Source organism: Gemmatimonadaceae bacterium (genome assembly GCA_030647905.1).
Lineage (GTDB): Bacteria > Gemmatimonadota > Gemmatimonadetes > Gemmatimonadales > Gemmatimonadaceae > UBA4720.
In genome coordinates this window covers 275,802-299,740 of record JAUSJA010000025.1, presented here as the reverse complement: position 1 = coordinate 299,740, position 23,939 = coordinate 275,802, and the positions used below count along the sequence as shown (strand labels likewise).

The 23,939-nt window shown below is 60.7% G+C and carries 30 protein-coding genes; 5 read left to right on the top strand and 25 right to left on the bottom strand.

The features are described 5' to 3' along the window. Nucleotides 1–58 precede the first annotated feature (58 nt). The 17 genes from Q7S20_06200 to Q7S20_06120 form a co-directional block, all read right to left on the bottom strand. Complete coding sequence (locus Q7S20_06200; protein MDO8501415.1) at nucleotides 59–1,369, bottom strand: ISNCY family transposase; 1,311 nt, start codon at nucleotides 1,367–1,369, stop codon at nucleotides 59–61. Between the two features lie 312 nt (nucleotides 1,370–1,681). Beyond that, on the bottom strand, nucleotides 1,682–2,623 hold the full coding sequence (locus Q7S20_06195; GenBank protein MDO8501414.1) for a GDP-L-fucose synthase: 942 nt from the start codon (nucleotides 2,621–2,623) through the stop codon (nucleotides 1,682–1,684). Between the two features lie 15 nt (nucleotides 2,624–2,638). Next, entirely contained in the window at nucleotides 2,639–3,850 is a 1,212-nt protein-coding gene (locus Q7S20_06190) for a DegT/DnrJ/EryC1/StrS family aminotransferase (GenBank protein ID MDO8501413.1), read from the bottom strand. A 14-nt stretch (nucleotides 3,851–3,864) separates the two neighbouring features. Next, entirely contained in the window at nucleotides 3,865–4,911 is a 1,047-nt protein-coding gene (locus tag Q7S20_06185) for a transketolase C-terminal domain-containing protein (GenBank protein MDO8501412.1), read from the bottom strand. Further along, a complete protein-coding gene (locus tag Q7S20_06180) occupies nucleotides 4,908–5,852 on the bottom strand; it encodes a thiamine pyrophosphate-dependent dehydrogenase E1 component subunit alpha (GenBank protein MDO8501411.1) in 945 nt (314 codons plus the stop codon). Before Q7S20_06180 ends, Q7S20_06185 begins: the two co-directional genes overlap by 4 nt. 27 nt (nucleotides 5,853–5,879) lie before the next feature. After that, a complete protein-coding gene (locus tag Q7S20_06175; GenBank protein ID MDO8501410.1) occupies nucleotides 5,880–6,950 on the bottom strand; it encodes a hypothetical protein in 1,071 nt (356 codons plus the stop codon). Then, nucleotides 6,947–7,534 (bottom strand): HAD family hydrolase, encoded by a 588-nt coding sequence (locus Q7S20_06170; GenBank protein MDO8501409.1) that lies wholly within the window; start codon nucleotides 7,532–7,534, stop codon nucleotides 6,947–6,949. Before Q7S20_06170 ends, Q7S20_06175 begins: the two co-directional genes overlap by 4 nt. Beyond that, nucleotides 7,531–8,244, bottom strand: a complete 714-nt coding sequence (locus Q7S20_06165; GenBank protein MDO8501408.1) for a nucleotidyltransferase family protein — start codon at nucleotides 8,242–8,244, stop codon at nucleotides 7,531–7,533. The genes Q7S20_06170 and Q7S20_06165 overlap by 4 nt, the downstream gene beginning before the upstream one ends. Further along, nucleotides 8,241–9,176: an NAD(P)-dependent oxidoreductase gene (locus Q7S20_06160; protein MDO8501407.1), complete on the bottom strand. Its 936-nt coding sequence runs from the start codon at nucleotides 9,174–9,176 to the stop codon at nucleotides 8,241–8,243. Before Q7S20_06160 ends, Q7S20_06165 begins: the two co-directional genes overlap by 4 nt. A 165-nt stretch (nucleotides 9,177–9,341) precedes the next feature. Beyond that, nucleotides 9,342–9,959: a transaldolase family protein gene (locus Q7S20_06155; GenBank protein ID MDO8501406.1), complete on the bottom strand. Its 618-nt coding sequence runs from the start codon at nucleotides 9,957–9,959 to the stop codon at nucleotides 9,342–9,344. A 243-nt stretch (nucleotides 9,960–10,202) separates the two neighbouring features. After that, a complete protein-coding gene (locus Q7S20_06150; GenBank protein MDO8501405.1) occupies nucleotides 10,203–10,640 on the bottom strand; it encodes an SIS domain-containing protein in 438 nt (145 codons plus the stop codon). Beyond that, on the bottom strand, nucleotides 10,633–10,803 hold the full coding sequence (locus Q7S20_06145) for a hypothetical protein (protein ID MDO8501404.1): 171 nt from the start codon (nucleotides 10,801–10,803) through the stop codon (nucleotides 10,633–10,635). Before Q7S20_06145 ends, Q7S20_06150 begins: the two co-directional genes overlap by 8 nt. A gap of 130 nt (nucleotides 10,804–10,933) precedes the next feature. Next, a complete protein-coding gene (locus Q7S20_06140) occupies nucleotides 10,934–11,563 on the bottom strand; it encodes a hypothetical protein (protein MDO8501403.1) in 630 nt (209 codons plus the stop codon). A gap of 73 nt (nucleotides 11,564–11,636) precedes the next feature. Then, nucleotides 11,637–11,933, bottom strand: coding sequence for a hypothetical protein (locus Q7S20_06135; protein MDO8501402.1), 297 nt, complete (start codon nucleotides 11,931–11,933; stop codon nucleotides 11,637–11,639). A 23-nt stretch (nucleotides 11,934–11,956) separates the two neighbouring features. Beyond that, nucleotides 11,957–12,964 carry an NAD-dependent epimerase gene (locus Q7S20_06130; GenBank protein ID MDO8501401.1) on the bottom strand — a complete coding sequence of 336 codons (1,008 nt, stop codon included), beginning with the start codon at nucleotides 12,962–12,964 and terminating at the stop codon, nucleotides 11,957–11,959. Between the two features lie 16 nt (nucleotides 12,965–12,980). Continuing rightward, nucleotides 12,981–14,045, bottom strand: a complete 1,065-nt coding sequence (locus tag Q7S20_06125) for a GNVR domain-containing protein (GenBank protein MDO8501400.1) — start codon at nucleotides 14,043–14,045, stop codon at nucleotides 12,981–12,983. Nucleotides 14,046–14,174: 129 nt separating this feature from the next. Beyond that, a complete protein-coding gene (locus Q7S20_06120; GenBank protein MDO8501399.1) occupies nucleotides 14,175–14,456 on the bottom strand; it encodes a hypothetical protein in 282 nt (93 codons plus the stop codon). 70 nt (nucleotides 14,457–14,526) lie between these two features. Here Q7S20_06120 and Q7S20_06115 point away from each other — a divergent pair, with 70 nt between their 5' ends. Together Q7S20_06115 and Q7S20_06110 are read left to right on the top strand one after the other, a co-directional pair. Next, nucleotides 14,527–14,715 (top strand): hypothetical protein, encoded by a 189-nt coding sequence (locus tag Q7S20_06115; protein MDO8501398.1) that lies wholly within the window; start codon nucleotides 14,527–14,529, stop codon nucleotides 14,713–14,715. Nucleotides 14,716–14,764: 49 nt separating this feature from the next. Continuing rightward, nucleotides 14,765–15,076, top strand: a complete 312-nt coding sequence (locus Q7S20_06110; protein ID MDO8501397.1) for an iron-sulfur cluster assembly scaffold protein — start codon at nucleotides 14,765–14,767, stop codon at nucleotides 15,074–15,076. A gap of 18 nt (nucleotides 15,077–15,094) precedes the next feature. On the opposite strand, the gene Q7S20_06105 is transcribed toward Q7S20_06110, so the two are convergent. From Q7S20_06105 to Q7S20_06070, 8 genes are all read right to left on the bottom strand, one after another. Continuing rightward, entirely contained in the window at nucleotides 15,095–15,586 is a 492-nt protein-coding gene (locus Q7S20_06105; GenBank protein ID MDO8501396.1) for a transcription termination/antitermination NusG family protein, read from the bottom strand. A gap of 126 nt (nucleotides 15,587–15,712) precedes the next feature. Then, the gene (locus tag Q7S20_06100; protein ID MDO8501395.1) at nucleotides 15,713–15,976 is read right to left on the bottom strand and encodes a MarR family EPS-associated transcriptional regulator; all 264 of its coding nucleotides are present in this window, start codon (nucleotides 15,974–15,976) and stop codon (nucleotides 15,713–15,715) included. Nucleotides 15,977–16,269: 293 nt separating this feature from the next. Next, complete coding sequence (locus tag Q7S20_06095) at nucleotides 16,270–17,484, bottom strand: glycosyltransferase family 4 protein (protein ID MDO8501394.1); 1,215 nt, start codon at nucleotides 17,482–17,484, stop codon at nucleotides 16,270–16,272. Beyond that, a complete protein-coding gene (gene wecB, locus Q7S20_06090; GenBank protein ID MDO8501393.1) occupies nucleotides 17,484–18,620 on the bottom strand; it encodes a UDP-N-acetylglucosamine 2-epimerase (non-hydrolyzing) in 1,137 nt (378 codons plus the stop codon). The genes Q7S20_06095 and wecB overlap by 1 nt, the downstream gene beginning before the upstream one ends. Continuing rightward, on the bottom strand, nucleotides 18,617–19,711 hold the full coding sequence (locus Q7S20_06085; protein ID MDO8501392.1) for an NAD-dependent epimerase/dehydratase family protein: 1,095 nt from the start codon (nucleotides 19,709–19,711) through the stop codon (nucleotides 18,617–18,619). The genes wecB and Q7S20_06085 overlap by 4 nt, the downstream gene beginning before the upstream one ends. 15 nt (nucleotides 19,712–19,726) lie before the next feature. Next, a complete protein-coding gene (locus Q7S20_06080) occupies nucleotides 19,727–20,761 on the bottom strand; it encodes a polysaccharide biosynthesis protein (GenBank protein ID MDO8501391.1) in 1,035 nt (344 codons plus the stop codon). Nucleotides 20,762–20,883: 122 nt separating this feature from the next. Beyond that, on the bottom strand, nucleotides 20,884–21,249 hold the full coding sequence (locus Q7S20_06075) for a hypothetical protein (GenBank protein MDO8501390.1): 366 nt from the start codon (nucleotides 21,247–21,249) through the stop codon (nucleotides 20,884–20,886). A gap of 348 nt (nucleotides 21,250–21,597) precedes the next feature. Beyond that, nucleotides 21,598–21,894 (bottom strand): hypothetical protein, encoded by a 297-nt coding sequence (locus Q7S20_06070; GenBank protein ID MDO8501389.1) that lies wholly within the window; start codon nucleotides 21,892–21,894, stop codon nucleotides 21,598–21,600. An 80-nt stretch (nucleotides 21,895–21,974) separates the two neighbouring features. Between Q7S20_06070 and Q7S20_06065 the strand changes: the two genes are divergently transcribed. Genes Q7S20_06065 through Q7S20_06055 form a run of 3 tightly spaced genes read left to right on the top strand, consistent with a single transcriptional unit; the run spans nucleotide 21,975 to nucleotide 23,449 of the window. Then, nucleotides 21,975–22,538: an enoyl-CoA hydratase-related protein gene (locus Q7S20_06065; protein MDO8501388.1), complete on the top strand. Its 564-nt coding sequence runs from the start codon at nucleotides 21,975–21,977 to the stop codon at nucleotides 22,536–22,538. Further along, complete coding sequence (locus tag Q7S20_06060) at nucleotides 22,526–22,837, top strand: hypothetical protein (protein MDO8501387.1); 312 nt, start codon at nucleotides 22,526–22,528, stop codon at nucleotides 22,835–22,837. Before Q7S20_06065 ends, Q7S20_06060 begins: the two co-directional genes overlap by 13 nt. A gap of 60 nt (nucleotides 22,838–22,897) precedes the next feature. Then, nucleotides 22,898–23,449, top strand: a complete 552-nt coding sequence (locus Q7S20_06055) for a polysaccharide biosynthesis protein (protein ID MDO8501386.1) — start codon at nucleotides 22,898–22,900, stop codon at nucleotides 23,447–23,449. The last annotated feature ends 490 nt before the right edge of the window (nucleotides 23,450–23,939 follow it).

Here is a 23,939-nt window from a genome sequence, read left to right as displayed (position 1 = left end):
TGTCAAACCAAAGTAGAAATGTCCCCCCTCTTAACAAAGTAGAAATGTCCCCTTGGGTTCATGTTGTTATTGGAAGGTCTGATTGCTCAGTTGGCGTGGTCTGAAAGGCCATCAGCCGTTGCCGTCGTATTGCTTCAGCAGCGGCTCGATTGTAGTTCGCCTGGCGCCACGGATGGTTGTCCGATGGCCGCCGGTTAACTGAATTATGATCAGGCACCCGTTCGCCGGGTCTTGTCATCGCGCTATCGATGACCTCGGTCCAGGCGAGCTCGATGCCCGATGCGAAAATCCGCACACTCCCGTCTCTCGACTCCTCCACCGAGACCTTCTGACCGGCGAGCAAACGTGTTGTTCTCGTCAGCTGGAAACGGCGGCGATTGTAGCAGACCACAGAATCAAGGCTCACCCGGCGCTCTGAATGAATCGAAAAAACGCGTGACAGAGCAACCGAACTGTCCAGTGGCAAGTGGAAATCCGCCTTTTCTCTTGAGGGCACGGCGAAGCGCGCGTTGTGCTCAACCAGGTAGTCTTTGAGAAACCGGTTTGCATCCGTGTAATTCGATATTCCTGCCAGACGCATCTTCTTGATCAAGCGATCCTGATGCGTTCCGTGGACTCTCTCAACTCTGCCTTTGGCTTGCGGCGAACGAGCGTGAATGAGATGAGTGCCGAGCTGTTTGCACATTCGCCCAAACTGCGTAGAACCACCTGATTTCCGCCGCGCCGGCGAACCAAAGACACCTCCACCGTCAACATAAAGCGCCCTCGGGATGCCATGCTCCACGATCCACTCCTCCAGCACATCGGCCACCGCCCACGTCGACTCGGCATCAGCAAAACGTGCCAATGACTCGCTCCTTGAGTCGTCAACAAAGGTGATCAGCCAACCCTTAGGCCCACGACCTTCCAGCCATGCGTGGAAGCTCCCGTCGGCCTGCACCAACTCACCAAAATGAGCCCGCCGCTCCCGGCGCTGGCGGTAGGGCTTCCTCCGCCTCGACAGCGACCACAGCCCCGCTTCGAGCATCCAATGCCTCAACGTCTCCGAACACACTTTAATCCCGTGATCCGATTCCAGATGCTCGGCCGCCAACGCCGGACCGAAACGCTCATCCGGCGGCCCACTGTAGTGCGCTCGAATCAGATCCAGAGCCTGCACACGCATCTCTTCCAGCGGTTTCGAACGATTCGACCGCCGTCCCAGATTTCCATGTGCCAGACCGGCAGTCCCTCGCTTCCGATAGCGTCCGAGAAGCCGCTTCATCTGCCGATAGCTGATACCCAGCCGCGATGCAGCCTCGGAAAGATTGAAAACCCCTGAAACCACTCGCACGCACACCTCCGCGCGCATCAGCTCAATTGCCGACATTCTCGTCCGCTCCACCGGCTCAACCCTCACAAAGGATCAAGCCGATAGGGGACATTTCTATCTTGGCATCAAGGGGACATTATCTCTTTGGTTCAACACATTGTGCAATGAGATTGTGCAATGAGATTGTCAATGAGATTTTGGCCAATCCCGGCCTCGTTATTTGACGATGTATGGGGAAAACATCGGCTGCCCCCGGAACCTTCGACCTACCGGTGGATTCGGGGGACTGAGAAGCTCCGGGCCAGGAGCGTCGGCATCATCGCCACGAACTTCCCCCTCTTCCCGGGTGCGACCGGCACGGGTCACGGACTACGCTCCAACCTGCATTTTGTTGTCGAGAAACCACCGGTAGGTGCGCTCGAGACCTTCGCGCAGGCCAGTCGCCGGCCGCCAACCCATGTCGCGCAGCTTCGACACGTCCAGCAGTTTTCCTGGGGTGCCGTCGGGCTTCGAGCGGTCGAATGCGATCTCACCTCGGAAACCGACGATTGCCCTGACGGCGTCGGCTACTTCCGCGATCGAGACGTCCTCACCACAGCCGATGTTGACTATCCCCTCTCCGTCGTAGCGTTCCATGAGAAAGACGCACGCCTCCGCGACGTCGTCCACGTAGAGAAACTCGCGGCGCGGGGTTCCGCTGCCCCATACGGTAACGCTCGGCTCGCCGGTAATCTTGGCGAGATGAAAGCGGTGCATGAGTGCCGGCAGCACATGCGCGTTCTGCAGATCGAAGTTGTCGCCGGGGCCGTAAAGGTTCGTCGGCATCGCCGCGATGAAGTTTGTGCCGTACTGCCGATTGTACGATCGGCAGAGCTCGATCCCGGCAATCTTGGCGATTGCGTAAGGCCGGTTGGTCGGTTCGAGCGGTCCGCCGAGGAGCGCGTCCTCGCTGATCGGCTGATCGGCAAGCTTGGGATAGATGCAGGACGAGCCGAGGAACAAAAGCTTCGTCACGCCGGTCCTCCATGCGGCCTCGATTACGCTCAGTTGAATCCTCAGATTGGTGCGGACGAAATCGACCGGATAAGTATTGTTGGCATGGATGCCCCCCACTTTGGCGGCCGCCAGGATGACGTACTCCGGGCGCTCCCGCTCGAAGAAGGCGAGCACCGCCGGCTCGTCTTCGAGATCCAGCTCGGCGCGCGAGCGGCCCACGACATTGGAGAAGCCCTTTCTGGTGAGTGCCCGATGAACGGCCCCTCCGACGAGACCGAGGTGGCCGGCGACGAATATCCTTGCGTCCGCTTTCATTTCAGGATGCGGGTGTCAGCCGGCCGCAGTGCTGTTGAGGAGGGCGCAGAGCTCGCCGATGCGATCGGGCTCCAACTCTGGATAGTTGCCGATGTAAAAACCGAAAAAGTGCACATGATCCACTTCGGGGAATTCAGCGAGGGGCTGGTCACCGAGCCGACCTCTCACCAGCGGTTGTCTCAACTGGTTCCCGCCTCCGGACGCGCCGCGCCGGTACTCGATGCCATGCTCGCGAAGCGCCGTCATCACCCGCTCGCAAAGCGCGAGGTCCGGCTCGCGCAGGATTAGCGTAAAGGCGTAATTGCAGCTTCCCTCGACGGCGAAATCCGTGCGGTAGAATCTTGAATCGAGCTGATGCAGGAAAAGCCGCAGGTTGCGCGAACGCAGCGCATTTCTGTCGTCGAGCCGTTTCAGCTGCGACCGCCCCATCACCGCGTTGATCTCCGTGCTTCGCACATTGTAGCCGGGAAACGCGAAGATGAATTCGGGATTCAGGTCGGGGTATTTGCTGATATACCTCTTCCTCACCTCCTCCGATTTCGCCTCCCGCACCATTCCATGCGCCCGCATCATCCGGGTCACCTCGTAGAGCTCATCGTCGTCGGTGCAAACCATTCCGCCCTCGACGGTGGTCATGTGGTGCGCATAGTAGAAGGAGAAGTTCGACATCAATCCGATCGTTCCGAGCTTTCGACCTTCGAACGTCGCACCGTGCGACTCGCATACATCTTCGATGAGCGGCACGTCGGCCGCCCGCAGACCATCCAGCAGGCGGCGGTCGAGCGCGTTGTAGCCCAGAACGTGGGTAAGGAAGACCGCGCGTGTCCGAGAGCTCAGCTTGTTGAGCACCTGTGCGGTATCCATTCCCAGCGTCCGCGGGTCAATGTCCACGAACACGGGGGTAAATCCGACCTGAATGACCGACGCGATATCGGAGGACCAGGTCAGGGTCGGAACGATTATCTCTCCGAGCTCACGGGTTTCACGCAACGCGGCGATCGTGATGAGATTTGCCGAAGATCCGGAGTTCACGAACACGCTATGGCGCACGCCGAGCCACGCCGACCACTCGCGCTCGAATGCTTCCACGTTCCGCGACTGCGTCAGAATGGGATCGTTCGCCTGAAGGAGCTCGATGACGGCATCAAGGTCTTCCCTCGCGATGTTGTTCTGCATCAGCGGCCAGGCAGTCGCCTTAGCGGCCGGACGCGGGGCGATCGCGTTCATTGTTTCCTGTTCCACTAAAATGGTCCCTTGAATTCGATGTTTTTCCATTCTTTCCGCTCTTCCGGGACCCATCCGGTCGGGCGGCCGAGGACGAGATCGTTCACCCCTGCGGCGATTGTGCGGCCGTTGGGATAGTACAGCGCTTCGAGCGTCGGGGTCGGCGGGCAAGTCACCGGCGCGAAACCCAGCCTCAGGATCTTCACCTCGCGCACGGACTGGAGGCGCTCCATTACGCGCGCGATTATCTCGGCGCCTGCACCGCAGGTCGTCCAACCGTTGTCAACCACGCAAAGGCGCCCGGTCTTGGCGACCGAGTCTGCGATTGTCTCCACGTCGAGAGGCGAGAGCCATATCGGATCGATCACCTCCGCGCTGATTCCGACAGCCTCGAGATATCGCTGCGCCTGCAGACACTCCGTCTGCGCGTATGATATGCCTACCAGCGTCACGTCCGTACCGGGGACGGTGACGCGCGCTTTGCCGAGTGGTGTCGCGTACAGAGCCTCCGGAACGGGCCCCTTCTGGAAGTGCAGAAAACGGTGCTCGACGTAGAGCACCGGGTCGTCGGTCCGAATGGCCTCAACGAGACAGCCTTTGGCGTCGTGAGGATTGGTCGGCGCAACGACTCGAAGACCCGGAACGCTCATGAAGAACGAGTACAGCCCCTGCGAATGCTGGGCGCCCTGTCCCCAGCTCCTGCCGATCATCGCGCGAACTACTAGTGGAATCTGGACCTGCCCACCGTACATGTACCGGCTTTTTGCGGCGACGTTGATGAGCTGGTTCATCGCCAGCATGACGAAGTCCATTCGTATGTGCACGTGTATCGGCCGCAATCCCGCCAGCGCCATGCCGATTCCAACCCCGGTCATCGCATCCTCCGCAAGCGGAGTACCGAAAACGCGACCGGCGCCGAACTTTTCCAGGAGTCCGGCGGTGGTGCCCTGAATCGCCTTCGGATCATCGACGTCGAGCCCATACACCACTACGGATTCGTCGCGCTCCATCTCCTGCCTTGTCGCTTCGCGAATCGCCTCGACGTAAGTCGCCTCTCGATTCATGCCGTGGACGCACCGTACACATCTTTCCACAGCTCATCGGCAGAGGGGAACGGACTGTTCTCGGCGAAGGCGAACGCGTCGGCGATTTCGGCTTCGACCTCGGCTTCGATGCTCGCGCGCCGTGGCGCCCGCAGCCGCTCTCCGGCAACACGGACCTGATCGTTGTCGATCCATTTCGTCGCTTCTTCGCGGCTGCGATAACCAAGATGATAATCCTCGCCCGGACCCACGTGCTCCTTCCAGCGGTACGTCATGCACTCGAAGAAGAAGGGACCGCCTGCTCCTGAGCGAATCGCCTTCGCCGCCTTGTCGATCGCCGAGTATACGGCGATCACGTCATCAGCGATGACCTCCGCCGGAATGCCAAAAGAGGCCGCGCGCTCCGCGATGTTGCTAATCGCCTGGCGTTGGTTTTGGTGGGTGTGTATCGCGTAGGAGTTGTTCTCGCATATGAAAATCATCGGTAGCCGTTTGAGCGCCGCGAAGTTCAAAGATTCGTAGAACACGCCCTCGTCGGTCGCGCCGTCACCGAAGAATGCCGCCACGAGCGCATCGGACCCGCGAAGTTTGAGCGCATAGGCGTACCCGGCGGCGTTCGGGATCGTCGTGCCCACGACTGCGGATGAACCCATGACTCCGTGAGCGACGTCGATCAGATGCATCGAGCCCCCTTTGCCCTTCGCGCATCCGGTAACTCTGCCGTAGAGCTCGGCGATCATCCGGTTCAGATCTCCGCCCTTTGCCAGGTATGCCGCGTGACCGCGGTACGACGCAAACACGATGTCCTCGGGCTTGAGTGCCTCGCATACGCCGACAGCTACCGCCTCCTGCCCGATAGACAGATGTACCGGGCTTTTGATCTTGTCACTCGGATAAGCTTTGGCGACCTCTTCCTCGACCCTGCGAATACGGTACAATGCGCGATAAAATCTTTCGTTCATGATGTACGATGTGGTTGGAAATTCCGGTCACTCGGGATCAGGATCGATCTCGAGCTCCCTGAATGGGGTCAGGCTTCGCGAGGCGCGGTCCGCTTCCTGGCTGGAAAAGTCTTCCTGTGTCTCATAAAAGATAATCTGACTGCCCCCGTATTCGAACCGGAACGGCACGTGTATCAGATGTGACAAACGCTGGCGCACGAACTGTTGCCGCTCCGGTGGCACGAAGAGCAACAGAAAGCCGCCGCCGCCTGCGCCGGTGATCTTGCCGCCAATCGCTCCGGCAGCGCGAGCCGCATCGTACACTTCGTCGATATGAGCGTTTGAGACGTGCTGGCCGAGACTCCGCTTGATCTGCCACGCTTCGTGGAGCAGCTCGCCGAACCGGCTCAGCTCCGTGTCGCTATTCAGCATGGAAAGCCCTTCATCTACAAGCTGCCGTGTCGCCTCGAGCTGGACACGATTCGCGCCGAGATGGTTCACATAGCTCCCCGCGATCCGGGATGCGGTTCGCTTCACCCCGGTGAAGAAGAGCATCAAATTGGAGGTGAGCTCGGATACCCGATCGGTGCTCAGCGTGAGGGGCCGGACATCGATATCGCCGTTCGTTCCGAACACAACGTGGTTGAAGCCGCCGTAGGCTGCCGATACCTGATCCTGGGAGCCGACCGTTTCCCGGATCAGTTCCTGTTCGATATGAATGCTCTCTTCCGCAAGCTGCCGCTTGCTTGGCATGCGTCCCTTCAATGCGTTCAGGGCATGGAGCAGTCCGACGGTAAACGCTGAGCTCGAGCCCATCCCGCTACCCGCCGGCAGATCACCGTCGTGGTGAATCTCGATTCCGTGCCGGACGCCGACGAATTTCAGGATCTCGCGTGCCGCGGGATGTTGGATCTCGTCGATCGTTTGGCAGTTTTCGATCTTGGAATACACCAGTCGTATCCGATGCTCGAAAAACGGGGGAAGATGCCGGCACGACAGGTAGCAGTACTTGTTGATGGTGGTGGCGAGAACGCTTCCGCCATGCTCGCGGTACCACGACGGGTAGTCGGTTCCACCGCCAAAGAAGGAAAGCCGGAAAGGAGTTCTGCTGACTATCATCTGACGGTTCTCATGTGATCGCTTCCGAGGTGTTCCCAACCTTCGCGCCCGAGCAATGAGGATACGATGTCCGCGGCGACGAGAAGATCATCCACGATGTAGTCCGCCGTTACACCACGGAGCTCTTCCGACGCTCCGTATCCCGTGCGAATCAGAATTGCGGAAGTGCCAACCGCGCGTCCGAGGCCGATGTCGCACTCCTTGTCGCCGACGACGGCGACTGGAGCCGGCGACAAAGCAAGATCGCGCGCCGCGCTGCGCACCATGCCGGGAGCGGGCTTCCTGCAGTCACATTCGTCCGCCGGCACGTGCGGGCAGACGTAAATGACATCCACGTCGGCATCTTCTGCCCGCAGTAGTGACCTTACCCTCTCATTTACCCGGTCGACCGCCGACATGGGGTACCGCCCTCGTCCAACGCCGGACTGGTTTGTGACGACGATGACGGCGAGCCCGAGATTCTTCATCGTCCGGATTCCTTCGGCTGCGTTCGTCAGCAGCTCGACGCCGCCAGGATCGGACAGATAGTTCCGTTCAACGATGATCGTCCCGTCCCGATCGAGCACCACCCATGGACGGTTCATACGCCGGGTTCATCCTCGAGAAAAACGGAAGCCGAAGCGTACGAATCCGGCAGCCCGATGTCGAGAAAAGGGGCGTCGACGGGAAACGCCAGCAGTCCCTTTCCGACCCTCGCCGGGAGAACGTCTCGCTCGAGAGAGGCGGGCCGCGTCGGGTCGAGAGAGGCGGTGACATCGGCGCCAAGAAAGTAAATTCCGGCGTTGATCCACTGGCTGCCGGTGCGCACGCGCTTCTCCTCGAACGCAACGACGCGCTCGCCGTCGAGCGCCACCGTTCCATAACGGGATGCGTCGGGCACCCGGACGGCCACCAGCGCCGCGCTCGCCCTGCGCAAAGCGCTCCAGCTCCAGAAGGCAGCGAGGTCGGTGTCGCACATGGAGTCCCCGTTCAGAGTCAGGCATGGGCCATCGGGGAGGAGCCGCCGTGCATTCGCGAGCGCGCCGGCAGTCCCCAATGGCGTCTTTTCAGCCGAATAGCGAAGGGTCATCGTGCGATATGACGCTCCGAAAGCGGTCTCGACGAGATCAGCTCGGTAACCGGTCGCGAGAATCACGTCCACAACGCCGGCATCCGCGAGCTGATCGAGGAGGTAGGAAAGAAAGGGACGGCCGCGGACAGGTGCGAGAACCTTTGGGCAATCCGGGAGAACGCCCCGCAGCCTTGTCCCCAGCCCGCCGGCTAGAATGACAGCGGATCCCGGGAGGGGCGTCACACGTTCTTGAATTGCGACCTTGCCAGAAGACGGTAACCTTTCAGCAGCTCGGCGATTCCGTCTCTAATCGTGCGCCGCGCTTCGAACCCCGCCTCACGCAAGCGCTGGTTTGATACGATGTAGTTTCGCTTGTCGGGATCGCTTCCGACTTCGGAAAAATGGACGAAGAAATTGGGAACGAAGCTTTTCACCAGCAGCGCGAGCTCCTCCTTCGAGAGATTCGCCTCGTCAAGCCCGAGATTGAATGCGCGGCCCGTCATGCCGCTGGAGTTTGCGATACAATGCACGAAGCAGGCGGCCACGTCCCGTACGTGAACGTAGTTCCGCTTGAAATGCTTCTCGAATATGACTATGTACCCGTCGGTGACTGCCGCGTACACGAAGTGATTCACGAGCAGATCGAGCCGCATCCGCGGCGACATGCCGAACACCGTCGCCAGCCTCAGACTGATCGAGTTCGGCGAATCGAGCACGTTCCGCTCGGCGTCCACCTTCGTCCGTCCATAAAGCGAGATCGGATCGAGCGGCGTGTCCTCGGTGCAGAACGCCTCTCCCGACTTGGTGCCGTACCCGCTGTTGGTTGTCGGATAGATCACGAGCTGCGCCGGACTGCGCAACCTGTTGAGCATCGCGATCGCATCGTAGTTGAGAGACGTGGCCAACAGCGGATCGCGGTCGCACGCGCCGGCGCCGACGACGGCGGCGAGGGGGATGACGGCGTCAGCGGAAGCTACCAGCTTCCTCATTAGCCGCTCGTCGCGCGCGTCCCCGCGATTGAAGTCGAACGCTGGGTTCGCGCACAGGTGAAAGAGGCTGTGCTGTCCGTAAGCGAGATTGTCGACAGCGGTGACGCTGTGGCCGGCGGCGAGCAGGTGCTCGCAAAGGATCGAGCCGAGATAGCCGGCAGCGCCGGTTACCAGGATCTTACTCATGATGAGAGCGTTGAGATGGGTTTGGTGAAGAGCGCTACGCCGAAGATTGTTGCTTCTTTCGGCACGCTCAAAGGGTGAATCCGGCGGCTACTGCATCGTTGTGAAACATCTTGACCGTGTCGAGCGAATACTCCTTTGGGTCATAATCCACCAGCTCCAGCTTCTTCAGGATGTGGTTGGTAACGGTGTGATGTGACAGCCTATGGTCTCGGCCTGGAAAATGTTCAGCAGCTCCCGCAGACTCGCCCAGATCAGCTCCGCCTTCCGGTGGGGCATCATGACCTCGACGGCCGATGCCATCATCTCAACGGGATCCAGCCCGGTGTCGGCCAGGCGGCCGGCAAACACCGATACGTAGCTGGGGGTCGCCGGATCCAGGGCGGTGACAATATCCTCTACCTGCGCGAGCGTCATCAGTCCAGTGATGTTGAGCTTCACACCCTGGGCTGAAAGCGTGCGGACAAGGCTGCAGCCGGGCTCTCCTTTCGTGTTTCTGACCGGGATCTTAGCATCGACATTGGTGCCCCAGCCCGCAATCTCGAGAGCCTGGCGCTCCATCTCGCCGAAGTCGTCAGAGAACACTTCGAACGAGATCGGCTTGTCTCTGATTTCGGTCGGGATGTCCCGTGCAAAGGCCCGGTAATCGGTGATGCCGGCTTTTTTCATCAGCGTGGGATTGGTCGTCAGCCCCTTGATATAGGGCTTGCGGTACATCTCCAGCATTGCGCGCTTGTCCGCTCCGTCGGCAGAGATTTTCACCTTCAACGCTTCAACCCTCTTCACTTGGCGTCATCTCCCTCTATTCAATTTGTTAAAGCACCCATTTCGCAACCCCGGTTTAACGACCTGGTTGTGGTGCCGGCTCAACAGCCTGAGGATCGTCGGGATTGAACCACAGCGCTTTCCGCGTTCGCGAGCGAAATGCCCGGCCAGCTTGCCTCACCGCCCCGGCGTGTGAGTAATGGCGCCAGCGTCTCAAATCTAACAGCAATCCGCCGCGGGGAGCGACCCCCGCCTTTCCTCGGGCTAGGCCGTTCCGGCCGACTCCCATGTGGTCTGGTTTGCCTTAAGCGCCGGATGCGAAACCAGCAGGTGCCAGACGACCACCTGAAGAGCTTCAGCATGGGGAGTCACGGTGTTTTCATTCACGGTGGGGACAATGCAGCAGACACCAGCCACCTCGGCCGTGTACCCGCCGTCTCGGCCGACGATGCCCGCCACCTTCGCCCCGATCGATTTCGCGTACTTCAGCGCTTCCACCAGGTTCGGGCTGATGTTCTTCGCGGTCGCGCCCCCACCGACGGAAAGTATGAACAGACAATCGTTCGCCGTCAGGCGGCTCGTCCTGAGCCATGCGACAAAGATGGTCGCCCAACCTTCGTCGTTGGTGCGCGCCGTCAGCTCGGAGACCTTGTCGGTGGAGGCGTACGATTCGATGCCTACGATCTTCCGAAAATCATTCACCGAGTGGGAGCATCTCATCGGAAATGCGCACGGTTCGAACACCCAGATCCCACAGCTTTTGAAATTCGCCGAGAATATGTTCTGGGCTCCAAATCCGCATGCCGCGGGAATCCATTGACGTCACATCGGATTCCTGGGAGGTCCTGTTCACGATGTTGATCATGCAGAAATTACATTGGAATTGGCAGCCGAGTGACGTGTAGATCGCCGCGAAGGGGTCCGCCCTTCATGTAAAAAATGGTTCTTCACGGAATGCCGGGGAATGCCGTGCAGAACCTTTTTTCAAGCCGGGCTCAAAAGAAGCCGTTCGGCTGATAGAGCACCACTCGGCTCCCGGAATCGTCGAACTCGAACGGCACGTGGACGAGCGTCTTCAGAACGTCCTGCACCTCCGGCCGAAGCTCGGGCCTCACGAACAGCAGCAGGAATCCTCCGCCCCCCGCTCCGAGAAGCTTCCCTCCGATCGCGCCGGCTCCCCGTGCCGCCTCGTAGAGCGAGTCTATCTCCGGTGTGGAAACCTTCTCCGACAGCTTGCGCTTGTGCAGCCAACCGTGGTGCAGGAGCTCGCCGAATTCGTCGATCGAAGCGTTCGGGCTCTGAAGGATCTGGATCGCTTCGTCCACCATCTCGGTCATCCGCTTCAGCTCGGTCTGGCGATTCTTCGAATTCTCGATCTGCGCCTTGGCGATCTCTGAAGCTGTTCGCGAGACTCCGGTGAAGCAAAGCATCAAACGGCTCTGAAGTTCTTGCAGCCGGTCCCTGTGAAGAATTACCGGTGAAACCTGAAAGGTGTCGTTCTGTCTGAACTCGATCCGGTTGAATCCGCCGAACGCGGCGGAGATCTGGTCCTGCGAACCGACGTTCTCGCGGATGATGTTCTGCTCGATGTGGATCGCATCCTTGGCGAGCGTCTCCTTGCTCACGTACTTCCCGTCGAGCGCAGCGAGAGCGTGGATCAGCCCGACGGGTGAAGCACGAGCTCGACCCGAGACCGCTTCACGCGGGAAGATCGCCGTCGTGATGTATCTCGAGTCCCTTGTCGCAGCCCGCCCATGCCAGTATCGCCCGTACCGCCGGGTGCTCGATCTCGTCGATCTCACGCACGTTCTCGATGCGCGAATACACGATCCCGTGCTTATGCTCGAAGAACGGTGGAAGGTGGCGGCAGCTTATGTGGCAATACTTGTCGATGGTGGTAGCCAGGACGACTCCGCCGGGCTCCTGGTACCAGGCCGGGTAGTCAGTTCCCCCGCCGAAAAAAGAAATGCGGAACGGCGTTCGCGTTATGATCATTTGACCCTAGACGTCTCTCTTTCTCAAACCCTGAAATAATCCTTGTACCAGACAACGAACCGCCCTATCCCCTCGGCGATTGAAGTCGTCGGCTTGTATCCGAAGTCCTCGACCAGATCGCTAACGTCCGCGAAGGTGTCGGGCACGTCACCGGGCTGCATCGGCAGATATTCCTTCTCCGCCGTCTTTCCCAGAGCCGACTCGAGCGTCGCGATGCAGTCGAGGAGATTAACCGGCCTGTTGTTCCCGATGTTATACACGCGCCACGGAGCCGCGCTCGTCGCCGGATCGGGGTTTGATCCGTCCCAGTCAGGCGTCGGTTGCGGCGCCTTGTCGAGAACGCGGATCAGCCCTTCGACAATGTCGTCGATGTAGGTGAAGTCACGACGGTGCCTTCCGTGGTTGAAGAGTTCGATTTTTTTTCCCGCAAGGATCGCCTCAGTGAACTTGAACAGCGCCATGTCGGGACGCCCCCACGGCCCATACACCGTGAAGAATCGAAGTCCCGTCGTCGGCAACCCATAAAGATGACTGTAGGTGTGGGCCATCAGCTCATTTGACTTTTTCGTAGCCGCGTACAGGCTCAGAGGATGGTCAACGTTGTGATGTGCGGAAAATGGCAGCGTGGAGTTGGACCCGTACACGCTCGAGCTGCTCGCATAAACAAGATGCTCGACGTTGACGGCGCGGCAGCCCTCGAGAACGTTGGCAAAACCGACGAGGTTGCTCTGTACATAGACGTGCGGGTGCTCGATCGAATATCGCACTCCGGCCTGCGCCCCAAGGTGGGCGACTCTTGTTGGCTGGTGGCGCTCGAACGCTCGTGCCAGCTCAGCGCCGTCCGCGAGGTCGATCCGGAGATGAGTGTAGTTGGGATGGGAGGCATGCCGCGCCAACCTCGCCTCCTTGAGCGCCGGGTCATAATAGGAATTATGGTTGTCGATACCGATGACCTCATCCCCGTGATCCAGCAGGCGAAGAGCGAGAGCGGAACCGATGAAACCCGCCGATCCAGTTAGGAGAACCTTCACGCTGTATTTGCCGGCCTCACCCGCGGTGCCATCTCTCCAACATCTGAATGGGGGCCAGCACCTCGTGCTTGATTTCGGCGAGGACACCGAAGAATTCGTCGGCTTCCGCGTCTACTTCCATTCGGCGTCGCCGCATCATGACTGAAGCAAGAACGAGCGACGCACCGACACTGGCGCCCACGAACAGGCCGATGATCAGAAGCTTCAACCGTCCGCGCGGTTCCGGTCGAGTCGGCACACCCGGCGGCTCGAAGACAGTGATTATCGGAACGTCGCGAACCTCACGAATGCGCGCCTCCTCATAAGACTGAGTCAGCGCCGTGTAAACCTGCTGGCGCAGAGTCACGTCCCGCTGCAGGCGCTCGCGTTCCATGATCAGCTCCGGCGAATTCCCCAAATTCCTGTTCGTCCTGAGAAACTCTTCTAATCGGTCCTCGGTCGCGCGCAGGTCCGACCTCGCGAGAGCGAGCCGTCCCTCGACGAATCTACGCTCGGACGATGCCGCACCTTGACGAATCCTTTCGTTATAGTCGTTGAGCCCGTTCACGAGACGGCTCACGATGGCCAGCGAGATGCTTCGCCATTTGGTCACGGCAGAGACTTGCACCACTCCGGTGGCCTTTACCGTAGTGACGGTCACGATCCCACTGAGCAGATCAACCCCCTTTTCCCGGCGCGCCTCGGCGGAGCCCCCTTGGATGTCGAACAGATCAACGAACGGAATCTGTTGTCCGCGCATCTCGGGTACCGCGAAGGTGGATGCCACGATCGGCCCGAGTAGGACCCGGGATTTCAGGAGCCGCACGTAAAAATCGGGAGAGAGCGACTGGTTACCGGCGGGCGATGAGACGCCGAACTGTTCGGCGAAGCTCGCCAGCCCCGGTCGCCCGGGTTCGTTGTTGCCCTGTGGGACAAATGCCGCCGACGCCCGGAACAGGGTCGGCCGCGAGAACGCGAAAAAGGCCGCCACCACCGCGCCGATGAGGATCCAACGGCCCAGCCGCCAGCGATTTTGCAGCAACGTCGTTCCCAGTGCGAAGAGCGACAATTCATCGTCGTCGCGCCGCTCAGCCTCAGTCATACATTTCTCACTCCACGGTTCGTCAACCGCGCTCGCACGGTAGGACCGCCTCGACGCCGGTCGCAGCTTCATATGTCGGGAACTCCACGTCAAAGATAGCAGCGTGGCTGCGCGACGCGGACGGTCTTGTTACAGCGAAAACCTGACCCCGTCGGCGACGGCGGGATCGGCGGGCGTCCAGCCGATTAGCTGGATCCGCTTCTGGAGCTCGATTCGCAGGTGGCTGCTGATCACGTGAATGTGTGACAGACTGATGGCGGCTTCACCCTTTTCCCAGATGATGAGCGATCCGATCCGCCGTTCATCGGCGGCGAGAAGCGGAAGCACGACCTCCCACCAATTAGGGTCCGAGTCGCCGTCTCGGTGCCATCTCCATACCGTGACTTCGTCATGCTCGCGCACGTCCGGCATGAAGTGCGTCGCCTGCCGTTCGAGGTAGCTGTGGGCACACTGAGGATTTTCACGGCTGACTGTTATATCAGTGGGTCTGAGCAATTCGGGATCGAATTCGATGTGGTCCCGCCTCGAAGTCCCCGTCACGGCGCGAACGTCCTTCTACAACTACAACGACGAGTCCGACCTCGACGCCCTCGTCGCCGGGCTCCACAAGGCTCGCTCCATCTTCAGTCTCGCCGGGTCAAATAACTCCGCCGCGCTCCAAGCAATGTAACAGGAGCTCATCCTCGACCACTACCGCCGACCGCAAAACATATGGTACGATCGAATCGCGCCACGAGACGGTCACCATGAAGCGCCCGCACTGCGGCGGCGAGATTGACCTCCATCTCTCATTCGACGGCGACCGCGTGAGCGACGTGAAATTCTCCGGCTGCGGCTGCGCCATCTCCCAGTCAGCAGCCTCAATGATGACTCAGCTCATCAAGGGGAATACCGCCGCCGAGATCGAGACGATGCGCGAGCGGTACCGGGAGATGATCCGCGGCGATGCTCAAGATGCGCGCGCTCTCAGCAGTCTCGAGGTTCCCGGCCCGCGTGAAATGCGCCATGCTCGCTTGGAGTGCGTTCGATGAAGGGATCAACCGGCGCGGCTAACCCGCTGCCTTCACCAGCGCCGGCCCGATCGTGAACGCGACCCCGCGCCCTATCTCCGACACCCAGATCACGAGCTGCCTCCCGCTCCGCCGCTCGCGCACCACGCCGCGCACCCCTTTGAGCGGGCCCTCCTGAACGACCACCACCTCATCGCCCGGGCGGTAGTCCACCGCCTCGGCCACCGGCTCGGGCGCGGCCCCGTTCCGCTCGATCGCATCGCGGAGCCCCGCGACGAAAGCGTCCGCGAGCAGCGCTGGGCGTCCCTCCCGCTTGACCACCGTCAAAACCCCAGGCGTGCTCAGCACCTTGTGCCACTCCACCGAGCGGGTTCGCGCAAAAAGATAGCCCGGAAACAGCGGGCAGACGACCTCCCGCCAGCGGTCGCTCCAGCGGTGCCGCTCCTTAAACGTGGGAAGCCACGGCGAGAGCCCCAGCGCGGCGATCCGCGCCTCCACTTTTTTCTCAGCGCGCGACTCCGTCCAGATCACGAACCACGAATCTGGCTGAGCTTCATGAGAGCTGGCAGAATGAATCATGAGCACCCGGATGCACGGTCAGTCACATTCTCGTGAAAAACCGTGGAAGAAGTTTCGACAAACCCAGCGACCTGCGAACTACAGTACTTCTACAGCGCTCTCGCTCTCTCGCTGAAGCCGCTCGATATCGAGCCGGAGAGCGTCGTACTCCTCGCGCTTACGCGCCAGAAAGTATCGCGTCAGATCCGCCTTGGCCGCTACTCCCTCTGGGGTCAGCAGATAGACGTAACCACGCTTCTTCGTGCTCTTGCGAAAGTTCTGAACCTTCACGAACCCCTTGCCAGTCAACGCGCGCAGGCAATAGTTCGACTTCCCGAGACTCACACCCAGCTCGCGCGCCATCTCCCGCTACGTGAGCCGCGGGCTCGCGTCGAGCAGTCGAAGGACACGCAGGATCGAGGAATCGGTCACGGGCATGTCAGGCAGGGCCTGGGACACGAAAGGTTCGTTCAACGCTTGAACATCAGGCTGCGAATGCACTGGTGCCCGACTTTCACCCCCCATAGGATGCCGACCGTGGAAGAACCGGTCAAGGCGGAAGCGGTGCGCCGCGCCTGACGGCTAGAGACTCAGCGCTGTCTTCAAGTGCTGCCATCCCGATTTCACGCGCGGGAGGGGCGGGCGGCAATCCATAATCAAGCAGCAGGCGCCCGAAGATCCGATTTCGCAAGCCCGGCGACCACCTGTCGCGCCGCACTCGTCGGGGAGAACATCCGCTCCGCAAGCACCAAGCCATTGGTTGCCATGCGCGCCCTGAGTTCGGGATCCGAAGCCAGTTGCTCCGCATAGGCATGCAGGGCAACGATGGGATCGCCCGCGACGGCGTAACCTACGTTCTCCTCGTCGATGATGGCTTGGAGATCGTTGCCGGGGTTTATGCGCGCCAACACCGGCATTCCGGCACGCAGGTAGGTGAGAAATTTCCCCGGAATATTGTGGGTATTGTGTCTGGGATCGAGCGCAATGAGGCCGACATGGCATTGCGCCAGCAACCCGGGGATCTGGGCCGAATCCACTTCATCCATGAACAGGACATTGCGCAGCCCCAGTTCCTTCGCCAAAGCCCGCAGGCGTGGAACATCGCTTCCGCGACCCACGAACAGGAAACCGACGTCGTCACGGGTCTGCATGCGCGCCGCCACGTCCAATAGTGCATCCATGCCCTGCGCGGTGCCCATGTTGCCCGCGTAAACAAAGATCGTCCTGCCCGCCAACGGACCATGGGAGAGGTCTACATCGCATTCTTTCCTTACGGGCGCTGCAAGCCAGTTGTGCAGGACCTCAATGCGGGCGGAGCCCTGTCGACTGTCCGCCGCCACCAAGGGCGCATTGGCTGGCGTCTGCACGCCGATCACGTCCGCCACGCCATATTGGTAGCGTTCGACCCACTTGAAGAACCGGTACGGCACACCTTTGCGCATCACGCCCGCATCGACCGCCCAGTCAGGGAACAGATCGCGCACGATCAGGTAAGCCGGGCATTTGCTCCACGTCTTGAGTGCCTTGACCAATGGGCCAAAAAAGATTGTGGGCGAATACCAGACAACGCCACCCCAGTTCTTTACGCCCACGGGGCTGTTACGCAGGGCGCGGAGCATGATGAAAGGGAGCAGACATTCAGCGATAGCGCGCTGCACGAGCCACACGTCCTTGGTACGCGGCGCCCTGACGCGCAGAACCTCGACACCATCGAGACGCTCCAACTGCCAGGCTGCACCGACATCGGATGCCGGCGTCACAACCGTGGGCTCATGCCCTTGGGCGAGCAGTTCCCTGGCCAGATCCCGCATCTGCAGCGCACCGGAAATGCGTACCGGCACATAGGTGTCGGCGATGAGCAGCAGCCGCATCAGTAACGCTTCCAGACCACGCGGTTCACGTAATCGGTATAGCTGTGGATAATGCGCACCACCTTGTCGGACACGTTCGGCATGCTGTAGTCGGCCACCTGACGCAACAAGCGTTCAGCGCCGATCGATTGCGACTTCAAGATGGCCAGACCCTGCAGCGCCCGCTCCGGACTCAGGCCGACCATCATCACCGCCCCTTCTTCCATTCCTTCCGGGCGCTCGTGCGCCTCGCGCAGGTTCAGCGCGTGGAAATTGAGGATGGAAGACTCCTCGTTGATCGTGCCGCTGTCCGACAGCACCGCCTTGGCGCACTTCTGCAGCTTCACGTAGTCCGAGAAGCCCAGTGGCTTGAGCAGCTGTACCAGCGGATCCAGCTGTACGTCCATCGCGCCGATGCGCTTGCGTGTGCGTGGGTGGGTCGAGACGATGATCGGACACTGGTAGGTCGCCGCAACGGTGTTCAGCACCTCAACCAGCCCGAGGAAATTGCGGTCGGACTCGATGTTCTCCTCGCGGTGCGCGCTGACAACGAAATAATCGCGCGGCGCCACGCCCAGCCGCGACAGCACGTCGGAGGCTTCGATACGATCCTCGTAATGCGCCAACACCTCGCACATCGGGCTCCCGGTCTTTATGACGCGGTCCGGCGGCAGCCCCTCGGCCAGCAGGTATTCGCGAGCGATGTCGCTGTAGGTCAGGTTGATGTCGGCGGTATGGTCGACGATGCGGCGGTTGATCTCCTCGGGTACACGCATGTCGAAGCAACGGTTCCCCGCCTCCATGTGGAAGGTCGGGATCTTGCGGCGCTTGGCCGGGATAACGGCCAGGCAGCTGTTGGTGTCCCCCAACACCAGCATCGCGTCGGGCTGCACCTCGCCCAGCACCTGGTCGACCGCGATGATCACCTTGCCGATCGTCTCGGCGCCGGTCGCACCGGCCGCTTCGAGGAAGTGATCGGGCTTGCGGATGTCGAGGTCGCTGAAAAGGACCTCGTTGAGTTCGTAGTCGTAATTCTGACCGGTATGGATCAGCACGTGCTCGCAGTGCTCATCCAGCTTCGTTAGGACACGCGACAGCCGGATGATCTCCGGGCGAGTCCCAACCACCGTAGCAACTTTCAATTTCTTCATGCTCATACCTTGCTGGCAATGGTATCGGGTTTAGCGCGATCGAAGATCTCGTTGACCCACAGCATCACCACCATCTCGTCCTCGCCGATGTTGGTGATGTCGTGCGCCCAGCCGGGGATGGTCTCGACGATAACCGGTTCCCCGCCGGAAGTCTCCAGCGCATAGGTTTCGTCCGTAAGGACGTGGCGAAACTTGAAGCGTGCCTTGCCCTTGATGACCAGGAACTTCTCGGTTTTGGTGTGGTGGTAGTGACCGCCACGCGTCACCCCAGGATGTGCGGTAAAGAACGAGAACTGCCCCGAATCCTTGGTCTTCAGCATCTCCACGAACACGCCGCGCGGATCGCCGTACTTCGGCACGCCGTAACTGAAGGCTTCCGGCGGCAGGTAGCTGGCGTAGGTCGAATACAGCGCCCGCACAAGCCCTTCGCCCACACGCTCGGTGACGAGGGTGTCGCGCACCTCACGGAAAGCGTTGATCTGCCGCGCCAGCTCGCCCACGGTCGCGGTGTAGACCGGCCCCACCTCGGCGAACACCGCGCCCTGCGGCGGCGCGTCCAGGAAACGCAGTAGCTCCGCAACCACGTCGTCCACGTACACCAACCGCACCTCGGCGGCCGGATCGTCGACGCGGATCGGCAGACCGCGCGCGATGTTGTGGCAGAACGTCGCCACCGCCGAGTTGTAGTTGGGTCGACACCACTTGCCGAACACGTTGGCCAGCCGGTACAGCACGACGCCCGCGCAGCTGCGCTCGGCGTAGTCGGCCAGATGCTGCTCGGCGGCGCGCTTGCTCAGCCCGTACGGGTTGTCCCGCTCGGCCTGGATTGAGGACGCGAACGCCACCGGCACCGCCCGCCCCGTCGCGCGCAGCGCCTCGCACAGTTGCGCGGTGAAGTCGACGTTGCCCGTAGCGAACTCGGCCGGATCCTGCGGTCGGTTGACCCCGGCCAGATGCACCACCGCATCGGCCTGTGCCACCGCCTGCGCCAGTTCCGCCGTTGTGGTGGCGCGGGTTACGGGCAGCATCTCGTAGCCGTCGCGCTCGTTCAGCGCCACCTGCAGGTTCCTGCCGATGAAGCCGTCGACGCCGGTCACCAGGACTCTCATCGCTCAATCCACCGGCTTGGCCGGACGGCCGGCGATCAGGTCCCGGATGAAGTCCAGCTTCAGCAGCAGCGTCTTCATCCCTTCCACGGCCAAGCGCTCTGTATTGTGCGAGGTGTAGTCCTCGCTGCTGGAGATCCGCGTCTCGCCTTGCTCCATGAACTTGCCGTAGTTGAGGTCGCGCAGGTCCGGCGGGATGCGGAAGTAGCCCTCCAGATCCTGGGCATGAGCCCGCTCCTCGCGGCTGAGCAGGGTCTCGTGCTGCTTCTCGCCGTGGCGGGTGCCGATGATGTCAATGCGGTGCTCCGGCTTGCCCAGTAGATCGAACAGCGACCGCGCCAGCACGTCCAGCGTGGCCGCCGGCGCCTTCTGCACGAAGATATCGCCGCTGTTGGCATGGTTGAAGGCGTACAGCACCAGGTCGACGGCATCTTCCAGCGTCATCATGAAGCGCGTCATCCCGGGATCGGTGATCGTCACCGGCCGGCCCGCCAGAATCTGCTCGACGAACAACGGGATCACCGACCCGCGCGAGGCCATCACGTTGCCGTAGCGCGTGCCGCAGATAGTGGTCTTGGCCGGATCGACGTTTCTCGATTTGGCGACGAAAACCTTTTCCATCATCGCCTTGGAGATGCCCATGGCGTTGATCGGATACACCGCCTTATCGGTGCTCAGGCAGATCACCTTGCGCACTCCGCACTGGATCGCGGCCTCGACCACGTTCTCGGCGCCGATCACATTGGTCTTGACCGCTTCCATCGGATGGAATTCGCAGGACGGCACCTGCTTCAGCGCCGCCGCGTGGAAGACATAGTCCACGCTGCGCATCGCGTTCATCACGCTCATCGGGTCACGGACGTCGCCGATATAGAACTTTAGCTTGTCGCTGGCGTACAGCTTGCGCATGTCGTCCTGCTTCTTCTCGTCCCGACTGAAGATGCGGATCTCGCGAATGCCGGTCTGCAGGAAGCGCCGAAGTACAGCGTTGCCGAAGGAGCCGGTGCCGCCGGTTATCAAGAGCACATTATTATCGAACACGGCTGCCCCTATCGTTTTGAATAAAATCGACTCACGTGATCGTATCCCAACGGCTGTCTACGAACAAAACGCCTCGCAGCGACTGCCGATATCGTCACAAATTAACACGCGCAACGAAAAGGTCACGACTCCAGCGGCAACGGGCGACCAGCCCTCAGGACAAAAGTATCGCGCCGGCAACTCTTGATGCAAAGCAACCTTCTCGGCAGCGACACAACTTCCTCGGTGCCTCTCCTGTAGCCGACAACGCCATAACCGAGGGACTGAAACAGCTCACTCCAGCCCTGATGATCACGGAACCGGACGCCGACCCCGAACGTATTGGCGCGCAAGGAGGGAATCACCTTCGCCACGATCCGCCCAAGTGCCGACAGGAAACGGCTACTGGTTATTCGGTAAATAAGCGCCCCGGACAGATCGCTCCAGTACGAATCGTAGATGTATTCGTTGACGAAGATGAAATCGGCGTTGCCTTTCCATGCAGACATTTCCATGCAGACAGGGCCAACCTGTTACGAACTTCGCGCCAGGCCAACCAATTGTCCACACTCAGGTAACCCAGCTTTTCCAAATGATTTAGCCGGTCACGCATGGGCCAATCTTCAAACGGCTCACGCAGGCTGGCCAGTGTTGCTGGTATGAGGCGTCCCCCACCGTGTCCTGCAATTTGATAAAGCGGAAAAGCAGTTGGTCCACAATCCGGACACGGGCGCGATCACTTTCCAACGCCTGCCACGTGATCGTAGGCGATACGCTCCATTCTGCTAATGCTTCCGTAAGTGTGTCCAAGTGGCGATCCGCCTCCCAAAGCACAGCAGCAAGTTTGTCTGTCCGCATCATACTCGCGCCCCCTGAAGTCCTTGACGTTTTGCCGCAGCAACCACCACCCGCGAATCTTGCTGGTCTTGCGTGGCAATGACGACATCAATGCGCTGTTCATCAAGCAGCCGGTAGATGCGCAACACAAAACGGGTATGACGGCGTACCAACTCCGCAGGGGGCATGGCTTCGGGAATCTCAACCAGCAGATCAATGTCTCCCCCACGCTTGCTGTCATCCACCCGGGAGCCAAAGAGAAACCCTGCTGTACTAGGCGTAAAGGCGTCCGTGCACGTCACCCGCCGTTTCGTCACGCCAGTGTCATAGAGTAAGGTTTGCGTCCGGCTGTTCGCGGGGTCGATATATTCCCTGTCGCTTCTCGCCTGGGGATCATTTGGCGTACGAGTTCATAATCGCGGAAACCAGCGCCGGCGTGATGAAGATCACGCTCAACCGCCCCGAAGTGCTCAACAGCTTCAATACGCAGATGGTGCGAGAGCTTCATGCGGCTCTCGCCTCCGCCGGGACCGACAAATCTGTTCGCGCTGTCGTGCTGACCGGAGCCGGACGCGCGTTCTGCGCCGGCCAGGATCTTTCTACAGTCCCACAGCCGAGCGCGGGAAGCACGGTTGACCTCGGCGCGACGGTGCGCGCGACGTACAACCCGGTCATCCGCACCATCCGGTCGCTCGAGCTCCCAGTCCTGTGCGCTGTCAACGGTGTCGCGGCCGGCGCCGGAGCCAATCTCGCCCTCGCCTGCGACATCGTGCTGGCCGCGGAGCATGCATCGTTCATTCAGTCGTTCGCCAAGGTCGGACTCATTCCCGACAGCGGCGGGACTTTCTTCCTGCCGCGGATTGTCGGCTTGTCGCGCGCGACGGCGCTGATGATGACGGGCGAGAAGATCAGCGCTTTCCGCGCAGGATGCATGATGGCGGCAAGCCCGTGCTCATCGTAGGCGCGGGCGACGCGGCCAAGCAGGTGGTGAAGGAGCTTCAGAGATCGTCCACGCTCCGCCTCGATTCGATCGGATTCGTGGACGACGACCCGAGAAAGCACAACCTCATGCTGTGCAACCTGCCGGTGCTTGGACCTGTGTCCGCTATCCGCGGGATCGTCGAGCAGGACGGGGTCGCCGAGCTGATTATCGCAATGCCCTCCGCACCGGGCGCATTTGTGAGGAAGGTGGTGAGGGCGGGCCTCGATGCGGGCATTCCCACGCTCACCGTCCCAAGTCTGCCCGAGATCATCTCCTGACAGGCAGACGGAACATCGCTTCGCGAGGTCGAAATCCAGGACCTTTTCCGGCGCGACACGGTGGAAACAGACCTTGCCGCGGTGGCGGAGTTGGCGACGGGCGAAACGGTCTTGATTACCGGCGCCGGCGGCTCGATCGGAAGCGAGCTCTGCCGCCAGCTCGCGCGTCTCGCGCCCACGCGACTCATCCTGCCCGGGCACGGCGAGAACTCGATCTTTGACATACTTCACGAGCTGAGGCTCGCTTTCCCTGATATAGCATTCATCCCCGTCATCGCAAACGATCTCATTCGCCTGTCCGGACTTTCGATCGGAAGCGATATCGAGATAAAGGTTACGGGCATGCGACCGGGCGAAAAACTCTACGAGGAAATGTTCTTCAGCGCGGAGAACGTGATTCCGACCAACCATCCCAAAGTGCTGCGCGCACGGAATGGAATATTGCCCGAGGGTGTGCCGCGCAGGGTCGACTCACTGATTCGCGCGGCCGAGCAGGAGCGGCCGGATGACGGGCTGCGACAACTGCTAAAGACGCTGGCGCCCGACTTTCACCGCCATGGGATGCCGACCGTGGAAGAACCGGTCAAGACCGAAGCGGTGCGCCACGCCTGAGAAACCAGTCATACGTGAGACGAATCCCTTCCTCGAGGCCGATCTTCGGGCCCCAGCCGGTCGCACAAACTTTCGTGGAATCAAGCAGCTTTCGGACCGTCCCATCCGGCTTGCCCGGGTCCCAGCCAATCGGTCCATCGTACCCCACGATTCGCGCGACTAATCCTGCCAACTGCCTTATCGGGAAGTCGCTCCCGAAACCAACATTATGCAGCCGAGTGAATCCACCCTCCATGAGATCGCAGGCAGTGCGCGCAAGATCAGAGATTGGTCGGCATCAACGAGAGCCACGCCTTCTTGTATTGCGAGCTTGCCGCTTCCACCAATTTGAGGCCGGCTATCTTCGCGATGGCATAGGCTCGTTGGTGGGCTCGAGCGGCCCGGTTAGCAGGTGTTCTTCCTTGATGGGTTGCGGCGTCATTTGCTTGCTCTCAATCGACACGAATAAAGTTGGCGCGCGTCGACTATCGAAATGGACTCAAAGAATTCA